The organism is Hoylesella enoeca JCM 12259 (assembly GCF_000613405.1).
GTDB classification, from domain to species: domain Bacteria; phylum Bacteroidota; class Bacteroidia; order Bacteroidales; family Bacteroidaceae; genus Prevotella; species Prevotella enoeca.
Genome location: NZ_BAIX01000011.1, coordinates 24807 through 45519, shown reverse-complemented (window position 1 = coordinate 45519; position 20713 = coordinate 24807). Strand labels below are relative to the sequence as shown.

Here is a 20713-nt window from a genome sequence, read left to right as displayed (position 1 = left end):
AGTGAACTTTTACTAATGGATACTTGGGGATCGAAGTCTATCTTTATCCCATCCCCTGATAGCCCATGCCATGGGGACATAGTCTTTTCCATCCTCTTGGCGTATAGAGATGGAACTGTGGGCAGGGAACATCCCCTGACAGATATTGCTCCGTCTCATCAGACAGACTAACTCTGTAAACTTTTCCTCCGCCATGTCTCTTGCGGTGGCTTCATCGTTCCATTTGCGCTGCCCCTCACCGCCAAGGGCTGTCATCTCCTTGTTTTCAAGAAGCGGCTTGAACTGTTTGTATGAAACTGTTTCTTCTGATTCATGATGGTGGCTGATCTTGTTGTAATGATATATGGACAAAGCCAAGTCCTCACCAGACTTGTCAACAACGGCTTTAATCCATATAAAGTGCTTACCGCCTTTTCGTGCAGCGGTCTCATTCTGTCTCTCATCCACAAAGAGGTTGCCCACTAAACTTCTACAAGCTCTTGCCTCTACCATTCTTACAAAAGCGGCATCCATTTTATAGCCATCCAGCTGTAATTGGTAAAGACGGTCAGCCTGTTGGTCTATGCTGTCAGGCGTTGCCTCCGAGTCTATCCATGTGCTCATCAAACCGTCCTGCCATTGAACGGCCGGGAAAAACTGCGGGTTGTTCCTGTCCTGCTCGTTGGACTTGGATCGTGCCCATAAGCTCATTTGCAAAGCCCAACTCTGAAGACGGCTACACTGCTCTTGATTCTTTGCAAGGAAACACAGCTCTTCCTGGGAGAAGAAATGGTTGGGCGGGAATGGCTTTAATTTTAATTTATCATGGTCATGTCCTTGTTTTTCACCTTTATCGTTATCGTGCTTTTTGCCAAATATCTTACTCCAGCCGCCTAACAGACGGTTGCCGAAGATTCCTGCTGGATTGTCATTTTCACTCATATACTTGTTAGGTTTTTGTACGGAATAAAATCACCGGCCTATAAAGACTTGAATAATCAACGCTCTATAATGCCGGTGTTCATGTAAACTTCAATATTATGGCAACTATTCTTTCTGTGTGGCAGTCAACTCCCAGGGCTCGATACTGCTGGTACGGCACTCGATGTTGACATTGCCTTGATAGATATGGAACTGCAACTCTCCTTTTATTTCAACATAGGCCTCGGGCTTGAAGAATTCCTGCTGAATCGAAGTCGGAGAAAGGAAGCGAACCCAAACCCAGCCTTTCTTTTCTCCATCCTTGTCTTGCGACACGCCGGAAAAGGTCTGGAACTTGTGCCCATTTTTGTTGGTACGTTCCGTAATCTCCCCTTTTATCTTACCTTTGAAATCGATAGACCCTGTGAGCGAATCTGCTTCGGTGGACTTGACGATCTCTATTCCTTCATCGGTGCGGAGATTGTAATACGTACGGTCGTCTATCCGTCTGATATAGAGCGTACCGTTCATTCTCACCCTACGCCCGGTGGAATACCGCTCGGCAGTTTCCTTATTGCCGGGAGCGGAAACGAAGACTTGGAGCTCCGCGCCGGAACCATCGCTGCCGGCAATGGGGATGGTGATACTGAAAGAAATGAAGGACTTTCCGTCCTTACTCTGTTTCTCTACTGCAGAATTGCTGATGATTCCGCATGCTGTGACATTGCATTTAATCATATTACTCGTTATTTTGGTGAATTGTTTGTCTAAGTTCGCCGGATGGCGTTTGTCTGCTGTTCTTCGGGAAGTTCGGAATCGAAATTCAAAGAGGCTGTCTGGGCAAGCCGTTTGACATTGATACTTTCCCTGTCCCTTCTAAGGGTGGCAGCTTCTTTTGTCTCTTTGTTTTCTTTTGCCTCTTTGGAGGTTTGGGACTCGCCCATGTCTTCGTCTCCCTGTTTCAAATCTTGGGCAAGCGTCAGAATGCTCATGAAAAGGGTTGAGATAAGATTGGAGACAGGATTTCCACCGGACAGCCCTGCACTATCGCCATTCTTGTTCATCAGATATTCCAACCATCTGTTAGGATCGTCTGATTTAGTGATATTGGCAAGCAACATTTGTGTTTGGGTATCCATAGGCTGCCCTTCGATACCGGTGGCCGGAGCATTGTTGTATGCCATTTGAGAGGAATAGCGTGCCGCTAAGTTCTGTCCGCCTTTATTCAACACTGCCGGGAGATTTCCACGGAACGAGAGCTCGGCAATGTATTCTGCCGGATCATAACTCTGGAGTGTTCCCTGGGCATTATAGAACTTGGTCTCAAAATGGAGGTGTGGCCCGGTCGAGCGTCCTGTATTACCGGAATAGCCCAGTTGCATCCCTGCATTGACGGCATCACCGACCTTAACCCCAATCTCACTAAGGTGCATATAGGTACACTGAAGACGGCTGCCGTCAGAACGGCTGTATTCCACGGTAATCATGTTACCGGCAGCACCATTGTTGGGCTTGGCGGCGATGACCCTGCCGTTATCTTCTGTTCCATAAACGGGAAGATACTTGCCGCCAGTGCTAAGGTCTATGCCGCTATGATGATGTCCGGGGCGGTTCTCTCCATACACTCCCGTTACCTTCAAACCCTCCAGGTTGATGGGCATGCACCAACGCCCTTGGAGAGGCGTGAGGAGAATACCGGCAGGGATGGCTTGCGGGGTGTCGGGCTGACGGCCTCTCATGTAACCTATCTGCAAACCTTGCTGCTGTGCATTCTGTACGGCGAGACGGTCGAATTTGTCTAATTCGTATTTACGGATAAGACTTTCTACGCTGTCTACATAATTGCTTGCCGTGGCGTAACCACCGGCCTTGATCCCTTTTATCCAACCCAAGTGATCTGTACTGTCCGTAGGACAACGATGCAGATAGCGGGGTTGGAGTAAGGTGGCAGAGTGATCGCTAAGACTTTGCCCCACGTTGTCGTAGGAACGAAAGGCTTCATGCGCTTGGTCATCGTCATAGTAACTCACCCGGCCTGTCCACGATGAACCCTTTTTGATACCGAAGAAATTGTTATCGTTCCGGGCGAGGGCAGAAGTGCCCCATGAACTCTCGATAGCCATCTGGGCGAGAATGACAGAAGCGGGAATGCCGTACTTAATCTGCTGCTCCATGGCATGAGGAGCATATCTGTTGATGAAATCAGAGGTGGATATGGCCATGTTTCTGGTAATGTGTCATGTCTGATGATTACTGCATTATTCCTTATCTGCGAAAGGTACTTTCTCTCCGGGTGGTCTCCGCCTCCTTTTCGGTAGCCGTTTCAGAAATCGAATCTGAAGTTCCTTCTGCAGTTTTCTCTTCTGCACCCTGTTCCTTTTTAACGGTTTCTGTCGAAGTTGACCGTGCTGCCATACTTGTGGATTGCTCCTTCTGCACGTCTTCTTTGAGTAAAGGAGCAAAGACAACAGCGGCAACAGCTTTCTTGTAGGCAGACATGTCATCTGCCAACCACATCTTGTCCCACTGCGACTTGGTGATTTCTTTCTTCATGAACTTACCGTCAATGGTGGCCATGACATATTTCTTGCTGGGGTCTTCCCTGTCTTTCGTAATGGTCGGACGCTCTATCTTGCTCATGTCTACATTAGAAACTTTGGGCATGATAAGATCTACCTTGATTTCAGGATGCTGCTTGGCAACGGAGTAGTATTTCTGTGCAAGGGCATTGTGTATCTCCTTCTGCTTGTCCGTTCCCCTGACATCGAAGTACAGCTTCTTGTGGGTGTCATTGGGATAGACGGAGAACGATGGCTCGTTCTCTGCCTTGAAGAAAAAGGCATACTGTCCCTTCTCGTCACGGATAGGCGTGAAAATCTCAATCTTGGGCAAGGCTGCTGCCGCGATCTGCGGTTTCACATCTATATCTCTATGCTGACTGAACTCATATTGTCTCAACCGGTCTACGGAAACGGTCTTATCCTTATAGTAGTCGTCAGGCTCTTTTAGTCCTAAAGCACCACCGGCATTATAGAACTTGACATCGGTGATGCCCTCGTGTCCTAATGCTATCTTGATACGATCTTTGCGAATGCCCGAGATCTCTACGTTGTCTTCAAGAGAAGCCCCTTCAGGAAGAATGACATCGGCTGAACCTTTTGCCGTATCTCTGACAATGACGATTTCTTTTGAATCTATATCCGGGAGCTTAGCCAAATCGGTGGAAATCTGATATTGTCTCTCACTGACGGCCAAGTCTTTCAGGGGCAAGTCCTTACGAATATCTTCGTACTTGACAATCTGCTTCTGCATGTGCTTATCGATGGACTCGACGGCATTGTTGACATCTTTCTCCAACAGTCCAAGCAATTTGGGATTTTCCTTGATCTCGCGTTGCCAATAGTCGATATGTTGCATGCTTTCTTTCGAAAGGCTTGCAGGAAGCCCCTGACGTGCCATCAGGATTCCGGCAGATAGGTCTTGAACAAATCTCTCGTATTTCGCATCGTCGCAGGGGAGGAGATTGTTGCGCCCCAGGCGGTCTAAACGCTGCTCGCTGCCTGTGGCTGCTACAATGGCACGGTAAATGTCATTGGCTTTCGCAATGGCGGCCTGCCGGCTGTTGCCGCTATCTATATCCGTCATGCCGCTGACAATGATCTTGTCGGCTTGCTTGTCGTATTCTGCATCTTGCAGCACCATGACGCGTTCATAACCTATTCCTGCGGACTTGGCTACGGTCTGGGCGGTTGAATAAGCCTTGTTCAACACGTCCTTTTCGTTGGCTACTCTTCTTATGAGTTCTGCACTGTCGAGGTTATCGGCAACGACAACCCACTGCTTGGCTTGAACGAGCTTTGGCAGGAAGTCGTCGATTCTGTCAAGAGGAAAACCCGTGGACTTGATTTTTTGGCCATCGACCTCTGTTTGCCCTACCGGTAAGCCTAATATCTTAGCTGCTCTGGTGGCATCATTACCGTAAATATGATACTGGTTATCGTCACGCGCAACGACAATGGCCGTTGGATGGTTTGATTTCAGCTTTTCGGAGAACTTTATCATACTTGTCACGCCCCGTTCGGAGAGTTCCTCATACTTGGCACCGGTCTCTTTCAGCAAATCACCGTACATCTGTTTGCCGGTCATAGAAGTCTGGTCAATATTGAAAATCTGCTGGGTCTGACGGCTATGGTGCTTGACATAGAGCGACTTCTCTTCCTCGGGAAGTTTCTGATATTCACCCTTGGTGATAACCTCTTTAGTAGCAATATTCTGGTAATCCCAACGCGTCCAATTGAAAGGGAGTGCCTTCTCATTACTTCTGACAGAATCGCCCGCATCCTTCAGCTCGTCGAAATAGGCATAAACATTGGAACGGTAGCCCTTCTGATCGGACAGAAGGTTCATCATCAGATTGTTATACGGAGTAATTGGTGTCTTTGCCCAAAGAAACTCTGCGTTGCTCTTGCCAGCCTTATTCATCCACACGCCTTTGTTGCCCTTTGCCAGTTCCAAGGCTCCAAGCAGCAAGGCGGCATGCAGGAATATCTTGGACGCTTGACCACCATCCTTGTCGTTTTTTCTATTCTCTTCCTCACGCCGTCTCTGTTCCTCGACTTCACGGCGACGCTCATCCTCTGCCTTACGGGCTTCATCGGCTTTCTTGACAGCCTCTTGCTTGGCTTGTGCTGCCTTCTGCCTCTTTTCATTTACGGCGGTTTGTTGTTCTTCGACGATCGGGGCGGCCATCTTTTCGGCTACACCCTTGGATACATGGTTCGTTTCCATAATATGTTCAGCTACACCGGCTAAATCGGTTTGTGGGTTACTGTCTTCGGACAGAGAGACGTTTTCCGTTTCATCTTCCTCCCCTCGGACTTCTTCTGTCATAGAAATAGAGGATTGTTTTTCAATCGAAATGTCTTTCTTCTCTGCTTGCAAGGCTACTTTTTGCGGAATCAGGTCAGAATAGGTATAAGCTGCGGCTATATTCACGGGTTCGCCACTGTGTATAACCTTGACATAACCATTGTACCTTGTCTTCTGCTGCTCGGTTGGAGTGTTTATCAGCCAATTTACAAGTTCCTCTGGCAATGCTCTTGGTGCTATTTGGAGTTCCTTACCATCTATTTTGGCCGTAAGGCCGGAAAAGCCGTTTTCATCCTCTACAAAACGAGCTTCTGTAACCCTGTCTAAAACCTCTCCCAGTCCGTCTTTTAGAAGTTTGCCATATTCATTGGCGGTATCAGGGTAAGTAAAGTCCCCGTCTTTGATTTTCTCTTTTTCATAGGCTTCCCATACGGGGATCTTACGATGTTCTGCTACGGTTGCCGTGATAAGTTCCCCTTGGACTTCCCTTGCCAGAAGTTCGCGGCCTGAATACACGGCATGCGGAATGATGGTAGTCTTCGCTTTCTCGGAGAACAGAAACTCATCGCCATATGCGGCGGCTACGTTGGCATTATAAGCCGTAATGACCTGCTCCGCCTGCCTTATACGCTTTGCTATCTGTCTTGTTCTTTCATCATCAACAGAAAACGGATATTGTGCATTGATACTACTCCACTGCTCCGTAAGGTCATATAGGGTCTTACCCCTTGTCTTTGTTTCCGAAAGTTCTTCATCAAGCCCCTCCAAATTGCCGGCTTTGAGGGGAGTCTGGTTCAAGGCGATCCGCTGTTCGTCAACTTTTTCTATAATCATATCCGAGGCTTTGCCTACGTCAGTCATGATGGTTGTAATGGTCTCGGGCTTGTCCCTAAGTCTGCTTAACCATCCACTTAGATAATTGGCGTTGTTCTCCAATATTTTTCTGTCAAAGCCCATGGTGCTGCCGACAAGGGCGGAAGTCATTTCTGCGATCAGTTCCTCATGGGCGTAGTTGTCTGTCCCTTGGGCACCGAATTTCCTGTCAAGCCGGCTCTCGTGTCCTGTCGAGTGGGCCATCTCGTGCAAGGCCGTGGAATAATACTCCATGCCGTCGTGATAGATCTCTTCGGGAGTCTGTCCAAGTTTGAACTGTTCTTTCATTGGAAGAACAATGGTATCCGTCGATGGGCGGTAAAAGGCCTGGTCGGCAGGTTTGTCATATTGTATATTGGCATGCCACGCCTTTTGCTCGAACATACGGTCAAGGGCTTCGTTGACATACATCCCCTCGGTGTCTTTGACCTCTTGTTCGGGTGTTTGGAAACGTGCTACAATGGCATCATACCTCTTTTTATTGACCTCTTCAAGGTTGGTCTGGTCGATGTTGAAGACATGAAACATTTTAGGGAAAGGACGAACGTCCATCGTGGCACGCTCTTCCTGGGACATGGCGTTATAGTCTTCCTCTGACACCCTCTTGCCGTTTTCATCTTTGATGGATAAGCCCCACTTGAAGACGGGAACGGATTTCTCACCTGACTTGACATGGAGATTCTGCTCCTTGGCTTGCTTAAAGGTCATATAGACGGGTGTCTTGTATCCTTTCTCTGCCGTATTGAACATAAGAAAAAAAGAATTGCCACCGGAATACGTCCGACCGCTGATATTCTGCGGTAGTCCCTGAATGGAACCGTTGACACCCATCCAACCTTTCTTCCAGTTGTTGGCATTGGCTTTCTTGATGATCTTAACCATCATGTCTGCGAACTTCTTCAGAATTTCATCTGACTTATTCTTTCTTCCAGCGGAAGAGTTGCGATGCTTGTATTCAGTCTCGGCCATAATTTTTATGATTATTGATTGTTACAAAATAAGCGACTTAATGTCAAAAAAGCATCCTCAAAAAAAAGAAACTCTTATATTAACGTTTTCAGAACCTTTTTTCGGCATCGTGGCGGTTTTTGTGTTAAAAATGGCTCTTGTTTTTTTGTGTAAACCAAGAAATCTGCCCTACCTGACTCTCTTTTGTTGGTCCTTCTATAACTAATCATATAGTAGCAAGGCGAGAATAAAAGGCTGTTCTTTGAGTCAGCCATGCGGCAATACGTATATATGTATAGCCGTATATATGTATTGGCAGTTATAAAGCAATATGGCTATACGTATTGAAGACACATCTTCTGATTTACCTGCGGTGCTTATTTTACATTTAATTTTATCTATCTTCCCATTTCCGTTTCTGATTTCGACCTCACTTTTCGTCCGCTTGCGGTCATCCATCGACTTTTATTTTGCAAAGGTATCGCAGGCAGGGAACACGGCAAACACCGGAACAAGTCCTATTGGCGGAAAACTTTTCATGACCCTCCGAAATCAAAGATTGCGGTTTCCTGAAAACTTTTACCGGCCAATTCTTTGCCTTAGGTTCCCTTAATACCTGCGAGCTTACCTTGCACATAAAAGGTTCGAGATGACGGTTACACCGGAATGATAAAAAAAAAGTTCGGGTCGAAGAAACGAAAAAACTATAAAAAGGTTGAGAATCGGGATGCCCAGAATAAAATTTTAACTTCATAAAACAATTAGAAAATGGAAAAGAAGCTTATTTATTTGGTTTATCAGACAGATGCCTGGCACTCTGTCGAGACAAGAAAACTTGTTTACATTGGTGAGAATTTGGAAGAAACTATCCGTAAGATGGTAGATTTCCTTTCATTAACCGAAGAAGATGCGAAACAGCTTAGCCAGTGGAGACAGACTTCATGCAACAATAGGGACTTTGAAGTCATGATTGAACGCCAGTTCGTGAATGATTTTACCGTTTAATTCAAAATAATAAAAAGTATGAAAAAGATATTTGAACTTTATAAGGAGATAAAAGCAAAACATCCTGAACATTTACTGCTGATTGGGGATGGAGATTGTTACTTCCTGTTTGAAAAGGATGCCGTTGCCGGAAACAAGTGCCTTGGAACGGACATGCACTCCCGGTCGGACATTGCAGAAACCCCTGTTAATATTGTGGAATTTCCACATCATTGTCTTGACGCCTATTTGCCAAGATTGGTTCGTGATGGTTATAAGGTTGCTGTATATGACACCAAAGATCTTGTGAGGTACAAAACAAAAGCAAGGGTGAAAGTTCTTACCGAAGCCGGCAAGTGGTATCTGGCAGAAATCAAGGGTCTTAAAGAGGGAACTATTGTCGAGGGTATATACAACCCTCTGAACAGGGCGTTCGACTTCTACTGGAACGGTGAGGGGGCAATGCTTTGGATTGGCGAGAATGGAGAATTGATAAACGAATAATTTAAAATAAGACAAGATGAACATTTTTACAAATAACGCAGACTTCTACCCGACTCCCGACGAGGTTATAAACACGATGATGATGAGTGAGGATTTTGTCGGCAAGACGATCCTTGAACCATCAGCAGGGAAAGGCAACATTGTTGACTGGCTCAAAAAGAACGGAGCCGGAAAGGTGATTGCTTGCGAAAAGGACACTAACATCAAAAAACTTTTAAATGGCAAGTGCGATATTATAGCGGATGACTTCCTGACCGTTTCTTCAGAACAAATTAGTCATGTGGACTATATCGTAATGAACCCTCCCTTTTCAGAAGGAGCAAAACATATCCTTCATGCGTTTGAGATTGCTCCGGCAGGATGCACCATCATTGCCTTGTGTAACAGCGAAAGCGTAAATCAAGGCTGGGAACGGAACGCCACCAAAGAGAAATTGATAGAGACGATTGAGCTTTATGGGTGCAAGGAGTTCTTGGGCAGAGTGTTTGACGACGCGGAGCGCAGGACGGATGTACATGTCAGCTTGATAAAGCTGTATAAAGAGGGTGAGGGGCAAGACGAGTTTAACGGTTATATGTTTTCCAACGAAAAGGACTCGCTCGATGCTAACGAGACGGAAGGGCTGGTACAATATAATGTGGTGCGTGACATGGTAAACCGCTATATTTCAGCTGTAAGGCTTTTCGACGAGACGATGGCTGCAGCGGAGAAAATCAACTCCGTGGCATGTTTCGGTGGAAAGAGTGACGGGTATCTCCCAGTAAGGTTTGCCGTGGTAGATGCTTCCAATAGCGTTGTCCGTATCAGCCGGCAGCAATACAAAAAAGAGTTGCAGAAGTATTATTGGAGGCGGATATTCGGAAAGCTGAATATGGAAAAGTATGCCACGCAGAAATTACGGGAACAGATAAACAAGTTCGTGGAGCAGCAGACATACGTCCCCTTTACCATGCACAACATTTATCAGGTGCTGAACATGGTAATCCAGACGACGGGGCAGCGGATGAACACAGCGTTACTCGAAGCATTCGACCTGATTTGCTCTTTCTCTGACGAGAATTCACTGCCGGGGAGAAATGGAAGACAAACGCAAACTATATGGTCAACCGTAAGTTTATCGTTCCATACATGACTTCCTATGACCCCAAATGGCCGAGAGACTATCTCGATCTTGGATATGGAGGAATGGCAAACAGAATGGAGGACGTTTGTAAGGCTCTCTGCTTCATTACGGGTAGGAACTACGACTGCATCGGAAGCCTTGACCGTTTTGTACGAGATAACAACTTGGAATGGGGAAAGACTTTCGAGTGGGGGTTCTTCAAGTGTAAAGGCTTTAAGAAAGGAACAATGCACTTTGAGTTTAAAGATGAAGAGGTGTGGATGAAGTTCAACCGTGAAGTGGCCAAACAGCGGGGATGGGTGCTTCCAAAGAAGAAATCTGCATAAACATGAGTATTAGGGAGGTTGCAAGGGCAACCTGCAATCTCCCTGAATATAAAAAATTCTGTCTTGCGGTATTTTATTGTTCTTTTATTTTGTAGTTTAGGAACATCTTCATATCTTTGTAACAGATAAAGACAGGTCATTAATGAGAATTATCTCACAAAAGAAGATTAAGGACTTCTATGGACTACCACAATATGAACAAGCAAAGATACCTTTGCAACAGTGGTACTACACCATAAGGAACAGGGATTACAGGAGTTTTGCCCAAATACTGGTAGACTTCGGTGATACTGTAAGAGAGAAAGGCTTATATGTCTTCAGCATTGGCGAAGGAAAATACAAGGTAGCCGCCTCGATATATTTCGATACAGGGTGTGTGTATGTGCGGTTTGTGGAATCCGCTTCTGACCGGGAGACACTTCTTGATGAGAGGGATGTAAAAAGAACTATATGAAAATATCAGAGGCTCAATATAAGTATGCCCAAAGACGGGTGGAGGAACTGTTGGAGGTTGTCACTGACACGACGCTGCCGACATCACCGGAGAGTATGGAGCTGTCTATCATGAGTACTTTTGTGGAAGAATATGAGAAAAAGCATCACCCAATAGAGAAACTCACGCTTGCAGAAGTCATAAAGCAAGGGCTGAAAGCTAAGGGAATGACACAAAAAGAACTGTCCCAGGCCGTAGGACTAAGCACCAGCAGGATAAGCGACTTCACCCAGGGAAAGAGCGAACCGACTTTGGCCACGGCAGGAGAGATTTGCAGGGTGCTCGACATCATGCCTGAAGCAATGCTAAGTTTATAACCAATAAAACGGAAGAACGATTATGGCATTTGAAATTGAAGTTGACAGAGAACATATTGAGAACACATTGTCCGTCACATATACGATGGGACAGATAAACTCATACATGGAGATTATCCGTGAACTCAAAGAAATACCTGAAGACAATGTGGTTGATATCCGAAAAACCATCGGGAGACTGCAAGACAGAATACAAATGCTGTTGGCGTTAAACCCGGAGGCGAAATTGGAATTGGAGACGGAACGGTCAGAAGGACTTAAAGTATAGACAAAAATAAGTGAAACTCAAATAAAAAGAAAGGAAACATACTATGTTAGAATTAGTAGCATCGGCTCTGATATTGGGAGCAGGATTGAAAGCTATTGTGGGTGGTGACACCCGTCGAAAAGGCGGAAAGAAGAATAGCAACTACAAGGATGCTATGGGATGGTCACACGACAATCACAAGAAATTGTTTTAACGAGAATCATTAACCAGTGGGTACGCTTTAATCGGCGTACTCATAACTTTTTATATACAACACGATGAAGAAGCTGAAATTATTTCTTATAATGATGATGATGTGCTGGACAATGTCAAGTGGGGCACAGACAAACTCTAAGGTTTTACAAAATTACTATATTTATGCTTCGATTGAGGTGAGATGGGCAAATAAAGCTACGGGAGAACCATGCTTCGTTATTTTAATATCACCAGGAGAAAACGGTCAGCAACGCCCAAGTATCTTAAAAAATAGCGAAGGTAAATATGTTGTTGTCAGAAATATGATGGAAGGGCTGGCATATTTAGAGGTACAAGGATGGGAATTGCTTGAGCCAAGAACCGCTGCGGGTATAGGAAATTGGATTGTTAGGCGAAAAACCTCTTTCGAAGAATTGGAGAAACTTGTAAAAGCAAACACAACCTATGAAGAAGTAGCTCCAAAAGTTCAACTAAATCTAAGTGAACAGACTTTAAAAGTAGATTATAAATAAGCTACTCCACTTGTAAGCTGCTATTATATGGTTGTGAAGTAGAACTCCGACCCAATCTTTTTTGTGCATAAATAAAGCCCCCACCGACGCAACTAACTACGCCAGCAGGGGCCGCTAACAAGTAATATTGTAAACAAAATCTATTTCAATCCATAACTACGCTGTTGTTCCTGACTCTCTAATGCTGCCAAACTCTTGTCATAAGTGTTTGAAGCCACGGATCTGTTCTCGTCATACTTCCTTAATACGGCATTTGCTAACGTGTTTAAAGGTATGGCTTTTTTCTCATATGCGTCGACAGCCGTGTCAGAAATGTTAATGACAACAGGTCGATTGTCTATATCTGCAATCAAAGAACGGCCTTTCATAAAAACATTATTTAATCTTGGATTGAGAGGTTCGTCGGCATATTGCTTGTAGTTTCTTGGAGTGGCTTTAGGAGTGGATAGGCCTAAGGCTTCGTGGCCGGCATTGTTCAAGAGATTGACACCTCCAAAACCCATCAGCATGAGCTTTAACAGTGGATTATGGCTGAACATTCCAGCGGCAACTGCTGCTAAAGGTAGTATGTTGTTCCCTATGGTGAACGAGGAAGATTTTCCTGTAAACATACTGATAAGCATATCAGGAAGCATTGCAAAGACATAGCCAAGGTTCTTTGTCACATCACTAAATCCATTCAACCCTGCATTATCCAAATATTTACCCCATCCTGATGTCTGGAGCATATTGGAATAAGGAGAAGTCTCTGACATTGGATTTTTTATTTGTTGCGTCCCCATGGCCATGTCTTGATAATGTTGGGTGTTTAATGGTTCTGAAGAGGACACTGCACTTGAAACAACAGGCTGCGAGGCAGATTGACTGACAGCGTTATATGCCCCAGTGTCATAATGATCTCTTTTCTCTTGTCTCGAATCCTGGTGATTCCGGCTATATACCGCAGCTCTTGCCACTTGTTTCTCGGCATTTATCTTGTCTATCTGAACAGCAGCCCTTGCATAATCGCCGGCACGCTGTGAGACTTGTGCAAGTGTCATATTTCTGCCATTCAGATTCCAAACCGGCAAACCTTGTGTCGACATCTGCTTGGCAATGGAAAAAAACGAGGTGGCAAAAGCACGGCATTGTTTGGCTGTCTTGTTTAGCATCCAAGCGGGGATGGGTGCGCGGCTATCGTAAGGCAGAGCCTGATGGCTTAACGCTGTGGTAATGGTTTTCAAGAGCTTTCTTGAATTGCCATTTGTCGCTGTCAATAACTGACCAGAATCTTTATGAGTGACGGAATCACTCACATGAGGCGTATCGGGGCAACCTTGATTTTTTTACCCAAGCCATCATTTACATTGGAAATGTATTCGGTACCGCTCTTCCTATATCCCAATGCACCCTTTTGGTATTTCCCCAATGTATCCTCATTGCCGAAAACCGCTTTGCTGTACTGCTTCTTGGCTGCATCAAGGCTGATTTTGGAAGAAGCCCAATAGTTGAATCCGGCATCGACAGCTGCACCTGAAATCAATCCTTTTACATAGGAAGCTTTAGTAGCTACTTTATAAGCGGCCTTTTCTTCCAGCCAACCTCCGAATTTTACCGCACCTCCCTTCAGGGCATATCCGGCTGCTCCCTTGGCAGCAGCTTTCAATGGTACGGCAGCTACAGAACCGACAACATCCAATGCCGGTGCGTCTATAACAGCTCCAAAGGCAAAAGCCCCGGCTTTCTCCACTTTTGACGGCTTATAGAGTTTATTGCCCAGCTCACGATTCTCTTCTTCTGCAGGTGAGAGGTCGCGACCACGCATGAACCTACCGGCCAATGTCATCATAATAGAACTGTTGGCACCCTCTTTCAGGATATATTCCAAAGAGGACTTGGGCATATCGGTTCTGGCCAAATGCTCTTTGAGCAGCTCCATAAAACGAATCTGTCCATAGTGGACTGCGGGATCGACGAATTTCCGTTTTTCCACCTTTTCCAACTCCTCCTCAACTCTTATGTAGCCTTTTGTTCCTAACTTGGCGATAAGAGATTCCCGATACCTGTCTATCAAATGCCCCCAGTCCTTTTGGAAGTTCTTGCCGGCAACAATCTTGTTTACGACCCCACCAATAAAATCGTCGAGATTTTTTTTGTTCCATTTCCCTGAAGACGATGCGTTCACATTTGCAGTCTGTACACGTATCATTCCTTGCATGACGGATCCGGCACCGATATTAGCCGGCATTTCATTGTAGGCCTTATAGAACTCTTCTGTCTGCTTACGGTGATAATATCTGTAATCCTTGGCGATGACAGGAGCACAATACTTGCTGAAGTATTGGTTAAAACAATACTCCAACTCTCCGAAATGTTGATTATTACGTGCCATGTGATGGTTTTTATATACCTAATAACTGTTTGCGTGCCTGCTCGATAGCCTTGTGGCAGACGTTCATCTGTTTGGGATAGAAACGTGCGAGCCAATCATCCAACAAGATTTCGTCATTGATGAACTTTACTGCCAGCTGGCGAGTGATCTCTATTGATTTCTCTCCTTTCTCCCTGCCATTGAACCATGCCTTCGTCCAACAGCGAGTCCCCGTCGTGTCGAAGTAGATGGATGCCTCACGGCTGATGTCGTAACTATGAATGTCTATTTCAAGATTTTGCAAAGGATCCTCCATCAATCCGTTGGCGGCAGCTTCTTCAGAAAGTTTTTTTTTTGAGACTCGTCCCACGACTGGGGATAGATACCTTGACGGACGGCCAAGAATCCAAGAAAGTCCTCTATCAGGATTTCCTGAATCTTCTCTACCAAAGGGGCACTACGCCCGGATAATCCTAAAGGATTGCCCAAGTCGGGAATCGTCTCGTAAAAGTAGTTCTTGTCGGCAGCTTTCGAGAGGATATTCTTCAGCGATGCTTCCATCTTTTTAGGAGGCGTATAGGCCTTTGTACGAAGTTCGTTCATGTAAGTGGGCAGCCAACGGAGCATCAATGCCATGATCTCATCCTGACAATCGTCATACTTGGTGACAATCTTCTTGTTCCCCAGGACTTCGGCTGTAGCTGATGGGTAATACCCATGGCGGCCAACTGCTGTATGTTTGCCCAAATCATGGCAATAAAATTGTCAGGGTCAAGCTCTTTGCCGTTAAATCGGACTCCCATGTGCAGGAACTCACCGGCATGGGCAATCTCTTGCCCGGCCTTTACATTCGTACCATAGGGAGTGTAGGCCTCGGAAATGTGCCCATAGGTAACCTCGTATTTACCGTATCTGGTGATGATATAGTTCTCATGAACCGCATCATGCCCGGCACCAATGACCATGCCGCTTGCGATGGCATACAAGGGTTTGTCCTTGACGGCATAATCAACACCTTGGTGCTGAAACTTCTCTCCTGTCTTGGGATGGGTCTGTTCACCGAAAGGGAGGATGACATTCAGCTCTTCTTTTTCGTCTAAAGCAAAAGGCATCATGAAGCCGCTTGCGGACTCCATGAGCATGTCCTTATAATCTGTTGCGTTCATATATTATACTTGTTAGCTTGTTAATTTTTAACTTCATATTCCACGGGAGCGTCGCACCACCGGTTCTTCCGATACTGGGAAATCTACCTGTGATACAGACTGTCCTGCTGATACAGCTGGTGCGGCAGCATAACGTTGCATCTGCTGCATAGGCTGGCTCTCCGATTGTCGATGGTTGATGTTGCGCATGGTCATACCGCCCAACATCAGACTGGCCATCTTGCCAAGCCAACCAAAAGGCCCGAACATCATGTAAGATGAAAGTGCCAGGGATGCTAAATTCATCTTTGAGACATTGCCTCCCGTAAGTTCATTGGCAATGGAATGTACACCGTTCACCATCGTACCTGTAAGTCCTCCTTGTTGTGGAACACCTTGTGTCATTCCCAAGCCCATTATTTGGGATGTTGACGGATATTGGGGAGTCGTGGGATCATAGTAACCTCCGTTGCCGTTCGATACCATACCATTACCCGAAAAATACTGACCAATCTGCTCTTTACCTGTCTCGTAGAGATGAGCCCCTTCACCCAAGACAGAGGAAACGCCGCCTTTAACGCCTTGATATACCCCGGCAGCTTCACCTGCAACGGAACCTACCCCGGAACTGACCTTCCCATAAGTGCCATCACCGAAAAGGACATCCGTCAGATTTGCGACCATGCCGACCTCGTTTCCTTGACCGTCCACTTTCTTGCCCAATGTCGTTTCTCCAAGAACACCGACAAGACCTTTTTTGGCAGCATCCTCACCGCCTAAGGACTTCATCATGTCCGGTAGCAGGGTGCGCCTGTCAGCTGGCGGTAGGCAACGGAAGAAAGAATAAGGCTTGCCACAGGGTGGTTTGCCGAATATTTTGCATATTGACCTGCCCATCCGGCTGTCTTATTGATTACCTTTCCACCTTCGCGCCAACCAACCTTTGCCGCATTCTTAAGTGTCTCCTTATTGATAAGGGCTGCTTTTTTCGCTGTCTCTTCAGCAACCTTTTCAGCTGCTTTTGTAGAATGGACAACACCCTGTCCGGTTGCCTTGGTGCCATCGACCATGATTCGTTCTGTCTTTTGAGCGGTTTTAGATCCGATATGCTCGGCAGACTTGAAACCGGTCTTGAATTGGGGCAGGCTTTTTTCCCAACTCTTAAAACCTGACTCCACCTTGGTCGCCTTGCCTCCCATGGACTCTATCCACTTGGTATAGTTGGCCTTGCTGGCATAACGCCCTTCCTTCATAGCTGCATTGGCCAAAGCCCTACCGACAGATTTTTCGGCACTTTCCGCTGATTTCTCTGCAAACTTAACTCCTACCTTGGCAAGCGGCTTTTCTGCAACTTTGGCGGCTGCTTTACCAAGTTCTTTCATCCAGCCCATAATCTTCTGTATTTTTAGTTAGAATATTTTATTTGAACGATCGCACGTGCCTTATGGCTTTCCGTCTTCGGGGTCTCTATGATACCACCGTTGGCAGAGGAGCAAAGCCATGCTTGTAAACCGCTATTTTCGCTTACTTCAGTGGAAGTCCAATACCAACAGTCTCCATCTAAAGCTATCGGCGTACCACCTAATCTTTCTATGACGGGATTGATGCTTCTGGCAGAGACATTCAGTAGACGCTGTTCCGCAACGCTGGGTAAGAAGTCACTCTGACCACCAGCATGGAAAGTAAAGAGCTTCATGGCCAGCGGGCTGCCTTTCTTTGTCCCGGCATTATAACTCTTCTGCATGGCTCGTGTATTGGCAGAGCCGTCAAAAGCGGTAAGGCTGCCGCTCGTTCCGTTGGAAAGGCCAACAGAATCACAGAAGACTTCATTAAGCTCTTTCAACATGACTGCCATGAGCGGATGGTCTTCCGTCTGTTCTGCAAAAACAACCCCCACGGCCTTATGGGTAGTTTGAGAAAAGTAGGTCTCCGGATCCATACAACTATGGTTCTCACACAAGATATATCCTACATGGATTGCATTGTCGGCAGGCTGATAATCGTCACATGAACTAAAAGCCATGAGAACAACCAATACGGCAAGTCCCCATACTGCTCTGTTTTTGTGGCGAAATCTCTTATGTGAAGACTGGTGGCGTACTCTATAAGAGACACGCATGATCCTGCGAGAAAGTCTTATCACACGCATAATCGCCATAAGCATTTTGTATATGTTCATATCTATCTTTGTTTATAATGGAATCTTAACGCCGACGGCTCCACCGGTACGGAATAAATCCTTGCCTCGCATCGTTACATCTTCCTTTACCTGAAAGAAAACACTCCAGCCATTATAGAGATTGAAGGTATGTTCGTAGCCAAGAGACCCAACACCGACAAACTTGTGCAAGTCACTGCCGCCACTCACACCGATTCTGATGTTGCCATGATGGTTACGGCCACGTGTCACGCAGGGCTTATAGGCAAAACCGACATTCCAAATATTGTAATTGTGCCAAAAAGATTTCTTGGTGACATAACCTGCTTCAGGGTCAGTCTCATACTGAATGTAGTAGTTCGCAAAATACTCCATTGCGTTGTGATAGTTCATTTCATGCTCATATGCCAGTGTAGCTTCAAATCCTTTCGGGTAGGATGCCCCTATGCCAACCATTAAATGGTTACCATGTCCCTGCCCCATAGCAGAGACGCCAAACAGACTGAAAAGAAAAAAAACTATTGCCCTTGAAGACAGAAAATGGAAAAACTCTTTATGGATTTTCATAACGCTCCCTTTCTTATTGTTCTTTCAAAAGTAACGTGTCGAAAGAATCGGCACTTAATACATCCTCATAATCCAAATTCAGTGAAATGGCCCGACCGCTAATCTGTTTCTCTGACAACTCCAATGTAAGCACCTTATCATTGGGGAATGTCATCTTCTTCAGGACGATCACATTACGATAACCTTTTCTGAACTTTACAGAGCGGTCAAGAATAAATGCAGGTTTCAATTCAATAATCTGTACATTGGTGGACTTTTCCTGCTTCTTATCCTGGAGCTTTACACGCAATTCGTCTATATCAAATGGCAGATTCGTTTTGTTCTCCACGGAGAAATCAATGAAGAAGTACTCGCCGACAACATAGATATTATTTAAACGCATAATCATCTTATCCTTTTTGGTGAATGTACTTCGGTATTTGGCCGGAGTGTTCCAGACTTTCATGCAATAAGAAGCCATGTCGATAGTAGACATACTTATTTCAGGATTATGAAAAGCATTGCGTTCCACAAGCTCCACTTCTTTATCTGAAACGGCTTCTTCAAGACGGTGTGTATAGATGAGCGCATATTGAACCCTGTAACGCTCGGTGATAATTGTAACAATACCCAATACATCACCATCTTCATGATTGCCAGACACGGGCTTTATACGTATCACATTATCCAAAGGCTTATCACCTATCACAGAATCGGTAGATATATCGACCAGCCGTATTGGTTCGGAAGCCGTGACAATGGTAGAAACTTTTTCGTTTACCGTCAACACTTCCATGTCAGAATAAGTCTTTTGTGCATGTGCACTTAGAACAGAGGTACACATTACCAAGACTGCAATGATTTTCTTCTTAAAAATTTTCATGTCTTTTATTTTTCTTGTTAGCGTTTTACTTTCTTTGTCTCTTCTCTTGCTGCTTCCGTCTATCAGATAAACGAGCGTGCCATACTTCAGCTTCACCCTGTTCCTGCGAATGACTTTGCCTACGGCATTCATCACCTGCTGCGAGGCATTCTGTACAGCTTGGCTGGCCCAACCCTTGACACCTGTTGAAGAGGTGGTGTTGTCTACGATGTTCGTTCCGCCCTGCGTAGCTGAACCAAGAATTTCCTTGCCGGTCTCTTTAAAGGAGGACAATGGAACATAAAGCCCTTCCTGACCGTCCGTGTCATAGATGGAAAGGCTGACGCGGATAATCTCTTCTTTGCTGAAAATGCTTTGCACGGTTCCTTTCACTCGCTGATGCCCGAAACCTGACATCTGGCATAGAGATAAGTCCCTTTCTTGACGGTCATATCGCCAATTTCCACATCATCCAACAAGCGAAGGCGCACACGGCTGCCCTCCTGTGCTTTCACATCCTCGTCGATGATGGCTTTAATGAGCTTGGACTCTTCTGTGGAAGAAGAGGAAATGGTATTGAAATAGTCAGAAGAAATCTTTCTTTTCTTGACTACCTTTTCAGGTACTCCCTCCGGCTGTTCTCCTGCCCCACGAACATTATCGTCCGTTCTGGAAGAAGCCAAAGAGCCGTTATTTCCATAAGATAGGTTGTTAGCACCGTTCTGCGAACCGGCTACGGGCAGACCATATTCCCCATCACCCCCATAACTGTCTTCATTGCCATATCTGCCACGACGTGAAGGGGAACCGAAAGCGACGCCATTAAGATCGTCATTCATATTCTCCATTTCACGCTGTCTTCTCCTACGGTCAAGACGTGCAATCTCGGAGTCGTTGACAGGAGCGACAAAATTATCGGTTGACGAAGAACTGCGAGAGTGGGCATTACCTCGACGGACACGATCTTGCATCTCTCGTATCCTACGCTGTTCTTCCTGCTGCGCACGTTGCCGTTCCTGCTGCCGTTGAACCATTTCCGCTTCCCGGGCACTGTATTGCGAGTTGTAATCCTCTTTTTTATTGATAGAATCCCTATCGTTTTCAATATTCTCAACACCCGAAAGGTCATTGATTTGTCCATACTCACGCTCGGCATTGTCCAACTTGCCACCCAATACACTGTCTGTATTGGCTGCGGGAAGGTCGGAATTCAAATAATCCGTTGTTTTCAAACGAGGGTCATTATCGGATACATCAGTATTTACAGTATCAATAATGAAATATCCCACAAACAAAATCAACGGGTATAGAATTGCGGGAAAGACATATTTTCGGTCTTT

General features: G+C 45.6%; 24 protein-coding genes and 1 pseudogene. 9 read left to right on the top strand and 16 right to left on the bottom strand.

What is annotated here, in order from left to right; genetic code table 11:
* Window positions 1-12: 12 nt before the first annotated feature.
* The 4 genes from JCM12259_RS17215 to JCM12259_RS05330 form a co-directional block, all read right to left on the bottom strand.
* Window positions 13-921, bottom strand: coding sequence for a hypothetical protein (locus JCM12259_RS17215; protein ID WP_234396557.1), 909 nt, complete (start codon window positions 919-921; stop codon window positions 13-15).
* Between the two features lie 105 nt (window positions 922-1026).
* The gene (locus tag JCM12259_RS05340) at window positions 1027-1638 is read right to left on the bottom strand and encodes a hypothetical protein (RefSeq protein ID WP_004377499.1); all 612 of its coding nucleotides are present in this window, start codon (window positions 1636-1638) and stop codon (window positions 1027-1029) included.
* A gap of 29 nt (window positions 1639-1667) precedes the next feature.
* On the bottom strand, window positions 1668-3122 hold the full coding sequence (locus tag JCM12259_RS05335) for a glucosaminidase domain-containing protein (RefSeq protein ID WP_007411850.1): 1455 nt from the start codon (window positions 3120-3122) through the stop codon (window positions 1668-1670).
* A gap of 43 nt (window positions 3123-3165) precedes the next feature.
* Window positions 3166-7611 carry a zincin-like metallopeptidase domain-containing protein gene (locus tag JCM12259_RS05330; RefSeq protein ID WP_025065680.1) on the bottom strand — a complete coding sequence of 1482 codons (4446 nt, stop codon included), beginning with the start codon at window positions 7609-7611 and terminating at the stop codon, window positions 3166-3168.
* A gap of 747 nt (window positions 7612-8358) precedes the next feature.
* On the opposite strand from JCM12259_RS05330, the gene JCM12259_RS05320 reads away from it, so the two are divergent.
* The 9 genes from JCM12259_RS05320 to JCM12259_RS05285 all read left to right on the top strand — a co-directional run bounded on the left by JCM12259_RS05320 (window position 8359) and on the right by JCM12259_RS05285 (window position 12312).
* The gene (locus JCM12259_RS05320; protein ID WP_004345345.1) at window positions 8359-8595 is read left to right on the top strand and encodes a hypothetical protein; all 237 of its coding nucleotides are present in this window, start codon (window positions 8359-8361) and stop codon (window positions 8593-8595) included.
* 18 nt (window positions 8596-8613) lie between these two features.
* Window positions 8614-9078: a MutS N-terminal domain-containing protein gene (locus JCM12259_RS13975; RefSeq protein WP_036888582.1), complete on the top strand. Its 465-nt coding sequence runs from the start codon at window positions 8614-8616 to the stop codon at window positions 9076-9078.
* Window positions 9079-9094: 16 nt separating this feature from the next.
* On the top strand, window positions 9095-10210 hold the full coding sequence (locus tag JCM12259_RS17520) for a class I SAM-dependent methyltransferase (RefSeq protein WP_262499172.1): 1116 nt from the start codon (window positions 9095-9097) through the stop codon (window positions 10208-10210).
* Complete coding sequence (locus tag JCM12259_RS17515; RefSeq protein WP_262499171.1) at window positions 10177-10527, top strand: DUF4942 domain-containing protein; 351 nt, start codon at window positions 10177-10179, stop codon at window positions 10525-10527. The genes JCM12259_RS17520 and JCM12259_RS17515 overlap by 34 nt, the downstream gene beginning before the upstream one ends.
* 142 nt (window positions 10528-10669) lie before the next feature.
* The gene (locus tag JCM12259_RS05305) at window positions 10670-10981 is read left to right on the top strand and encodes a type II toxin-antitoxin system HigB family toxin (RefSeq protein ID WP_025065678.1); all 312 of its coding nucleotides are present in this window, start codon (window positions 10670-10672) and stop codon (window positions 10979-10981) included.
* Window positions 10978-11337, top strand: coding sequence for a helix-turn-helix domain-containing protein (locus JCM12259_RS05300; protein ID WP_025065677.1), 360 nt, complete (start codon window positions 10978-10980; stop codon window positions 11335-11337). The genes JCM12259_RS05305 and JCM12259_RS05300 overlap by 4 nt, the downstream gene beginning before the upstream one ends.
* Before the next feature lie 22 nt (window positions 11338-11359).
* The gene (locus JCM12259_RS05295; protein WP_025065676.1) at window positions 11360-11605 is read left to right on the top strand and encodes a hypothetical protein; all 246 of its coding nucleotides are present in this window, start codon (window positions 11360-11362) and stop codon (window positions 11603-11605) included.
* Between the two features lie 43 nt (window positions 11606-11648).
* Window positions 11649-11798, top strand: coding sequence for a hypothetical protein (locus JCM12259_RS16915; RefSeq protein WP_004345356.1), 150 nt, complete (start codon window positions 11649-11651; stop codon window positions 11796-11798).
* Between the two features lie 64 nt (window positions 11799-11862).
* The gene (locus JCM12259_RS05285; protein ID WP_025065675.1) at window positions 11863-12312 is read left to right on the top strand and encodes a hypothetical protein; all 450 of its coding nucleotides are present in this window, start codon (window positions 11863-11865) and stop codon (window positions 12310-12312) included.
* A gap of 140 nt (window positions 12313-12452) precedes the next feature.
* On the opposite strand, the gene JCM12259_RS17205 is transcribed toward JCM12259_RS05285, so the two are convergent.
* The 12 genes and pseudogenes from JCM12259_RS17205 to traM (JCM12259_RS17845) all read right to left on the bottom strand — a co-directional run bounded on the left by JCM12259_RS17205 (window position 12453) and on the right by traM (JCM12259_RS17845) (window position 20587).
* The gene (locus JCM12259_RS17205) at window positions 12453-13568 is read right to left on the bottom strand and encodes a hypothetical protein (protein WP_234396556.1); all 1116 of its coding nucleotides are present in this window, start codon (window positions 13566-13568) and stop codon (window positions 12453-12455) included.
* Window positions 13569-13603: 35 nt separating this feature from the next.
* On the bottom strand, window positions 13604-14683 hold the full coding sequence (locus JCM12259_RS17200; RefSeq protein ID WP_036888581.1) for a hypothetical protein: 1080 nt from the start codon (window positions 14681-14683) through the stop codon (window positions 13604-13606).
* A 10-nt stretch (window positions 14684-14693) separates the two neighbouring features.
* Window positions 14694-14978, bottom strand: coding sequence for a hypothetical protein (locus tag JCM12259_RS05275; RefSeq protein ID WP_004345359.1), 285 nt, complete (start codon window positions 14976-14978; stop codon window positions 14694-14696).
* The gene (locus JCM12259_RS17195) at window positions 14978-15298 is read right to left on the bottom strand and encodes a hypothetical protein (RefSeq protein ID WP_234396555.1); all 321 of its coding nucleotides are present in this window, start codon (window positions 15296-15298) and stop codon (window positions 14978-14980) included. Before JCM12259_RS17195 ends, JCM12259_RS05275 begins: the two co-directional genes overlap by 1 nt.
* On the bottom strand, window positions 15289-15828 hold the full coding sequence (locus tag JCM12259_RS17190) for a M23 family metallopeptidase (protein ID WP_234396554.1): 540 nt from the start codon (window positions 15826-15828) through the stop codon (window positions 15289-15291). The genes JCM12259_RS17195 and JCM12259_RS17190 overlap by 10 nt, the downstream gene beginning before the upstream one ends.
* 33 nt (window positions 15829-15861) lie before the next feature.
* Window positions 15862-16599 (bottom strand): hypothetical protein, encoded by a 738-nt coding sequence (locus tag JCM12259_RS17185; RefSeq protein WP_234396553.1) that lies wholly within the window; start codon window positions 16597-16599, stop codon window positions 15862-15864.
* Window positions 16596-17198 (bottom strand): hypothetical protein, encoded by a 603-nt coding sequence (locus JCM12259_RS17180; RefSeq protein WP_234396552.1) that lies wholly within the window; start codon window positions 17196-17198, stop codon window positions 16596-16598. The genes JCM12259_RS17185 and JCM12259_RS17180 overlap by 4 nt, the downstream gene beginning before the upstream one ends.
* A gap of 14 nt (window positions 17199-17212) precedes the next feature.
* On the bottom strand, window positions 17213-17986 hold the full coding sequence (locus JCM12259_RS05260) for a hypothetical protein (protein WP_025065674.1): 774 nt from the start codon (window positions 17984-17986) through the stop codon (window positions 17213-17215).
* A 12-nt stretch (window positions 17987-17998) separates the two neighbouring features.
* Window positions 17999-18532, bottom strand: coding sequence for a hypothetical protein (locus JCM12259_RS05255; protein ID WP_025065673.1), 534 nt, complete (start codon window positions 18530-18532; stop codon window positions 17999-18001).
* Window positions 18533-18545: 13 nt separating this feature from the next.
* A complete protein-coding gene (traN, locus tag JCM12259_RS05250) occupies window positions 18546-19394 on the bottom strand; it encodes a conjugative transposon protein TraN (protein WP_004345365.1) in 849 nt (282 codons plus the stop codon).
* Between the two features lie 123 nt (window positions 19395-19517).
* Window positions 19518-19790 (bottom strand): annotated as a pseudogene (gene traM, locus JCM12259_RS17850) (conjugative transposon protein TraM); the annotation flags it as partial.
* Entirely contained in the window at window positions 19763-20587 is an 825-nt protein-coding gene (gene traM, locus JCM12259_RS17845) for a conjugative transposon protein TraM (protein WP_441294694.1), read from the bottom strand. The gene traM (JCM12259_RS17845) and the pseudogene traM (JCM12259_RS17850), both read right to left, overlap by 28 nt.
* Window positions 20588-20713: the final 126 nt, after the last annotated feature.

Bases quoted from the DNA above. Each gene is read 5' to 3' on its own strand.
- JCM12259_RS17215 (WP_234396557.1), bottom strand. From the start codon at position 921: ATGAGTGAAAATGACAATCCAGCAGGAATCTTCGGCAACCGTCTGTTA.
- traN (WP_004345365.1), bottom strand. From the start codon at position 19,394: ATGAAAATTTTTAAGAAGAAAATCATTGCAGTCTTGGTAATGTGTACC.
- JCM12259_RS05285 (WP_025065675.1), top strand. From the start codon at position 11,863: ATGAAGAAGCTGAAATTATTTCTTATAATGATGATGATGTGCTGGACA.
- JCM12259_RS05335 (WP_007411850.1), bottom strand. From the start codon at position 3,122: ATGGCCATATCCACCTCTGATTTCATCAACAGATATGCTCCTCATGCC.
- JCM12259_RS13975 (WP_036888582.1), top strand. From the start codon at position 8,614: ATGAAAAAGATATTTGAACTTTATAAGGAGATAAAAGCAAAACATCCT.
- JCM12259_RS05330 (WP_025065680.1), bottom strand. From the start codon at position 7,611: ATGGCCGAGACTGAATACAAGCATCGCAACTCTTCCGCTGGAAGAAAG.
- JCM12259_RS16915 (WP_004345356.1), top strand. From the start codon at position 11,649: ATGTTAGAATTAGTAGCATCGGCTCTGATATTGGGAGCAGGATTGAAA.
- JCM12259_RS05300 (WP_025065677.1), top strand. From the start codon at position 10,978: ATGAAAATATCAGAGGCTCAATATAAGTATGCCCAAAGACGGGTGGAG.
- JCM12259_RS17190 (WP_234396554.1), bottom strand. From the start codon at position 15,828: ATGAACGCAACAGATTATAAGGACATGCTCATGGAGTCCGCAAGCGGC.
- JCM12259_RS05320 (WP_004345345.1), top strand. From the start codon at position 8,359: ATGGAAAAGAAGCTTATTTATTTGGTTTATCAGACAGATGCCTGGCAC.
- JCM12259_RS05260 (WP_025065674.1), bottom strand. From the start codon at position 17,986: ATGAACATATACAAAATGCTTATGGCGATTATGCGTGTGATAAGACTT.
- JCM12259_RS17185 (WP_234396553.1), bottom strand. From the start codon at position 16,599: ATGATGAAGTCCTTAGGCGGTGAGGATGCTGCCAAAAAAGGTCTTGTC.
- JCM12259_RS17515 (WP_262499171.1), top strand. From the start codon at position 10,177: ATGGTCAACCGTAAGTTTATCGTTCCATACATGACTTCCTATGACCCC.
- JCM12259_RS17520 (WP_262499172.1), top strand. From the start codon at position 9,095: ATGAACATTTTTACAAATAACGCAGACTTCTACCCGACTCCCGACGAG.
- JCM12259_RS05295 (WP_025065676.1), top strand. From the start codon at position 11,360: ATGGCATTTGAAATTGAAGTTGACAGAGAACATATTGAGAACACATTG.
- JCM12259_RS05340 (WP_004377499.1), bottom strand. From the start codon at position 1,638: ATGATTAAATGCAATGTCACAGCATGCGGAATCATCAGCAATTCTGCA.
- JCM12259_RS17180 (WP_234396552.1), bottom strand. From the start codon at position 17,198: ATGGGCTGGATGAAAGAACTTGGTAAAGCAGCCGCCAAAGTTGCAGAA.
- JCM12259_RS05305 (WP_025065678.1), top strand. From the start codon at position 10,670: ATGAGAATTATCTCACAAAAGAAGATTAAGGACTTCTATGGACTACCA.
- JCM12259_RS05275 (WP_004345359.1), bottom strand. From the start codon at position 14,978: ATGGAGGATCCTTTGCAAAATCTTGAAATAGACATTCATAGTTACGAC.
- JCM12259_RS17200 (WP_036888581.1), bottom strand. From the start codon at position 14,683: ATGGCACGTAATAATCAACATTTCGGAGAGTTGGAGTATTGTTTTAAC.
- JCM12259_RS17195 (WP_234396555.1), bottom strand. From the start codon at position 15,298: ATGGCATTGATGCTCCGTTGGCTGCCCACTTACATGAACGAACTTCGT.
- JCM12259_RS05255 (WP_025065673.1), bottom strand. From the start codon at position 18,532: ATGAAAATCCATAAAGAGTTTTTCCATTTTCTGTCTTCAAGGGCAATA.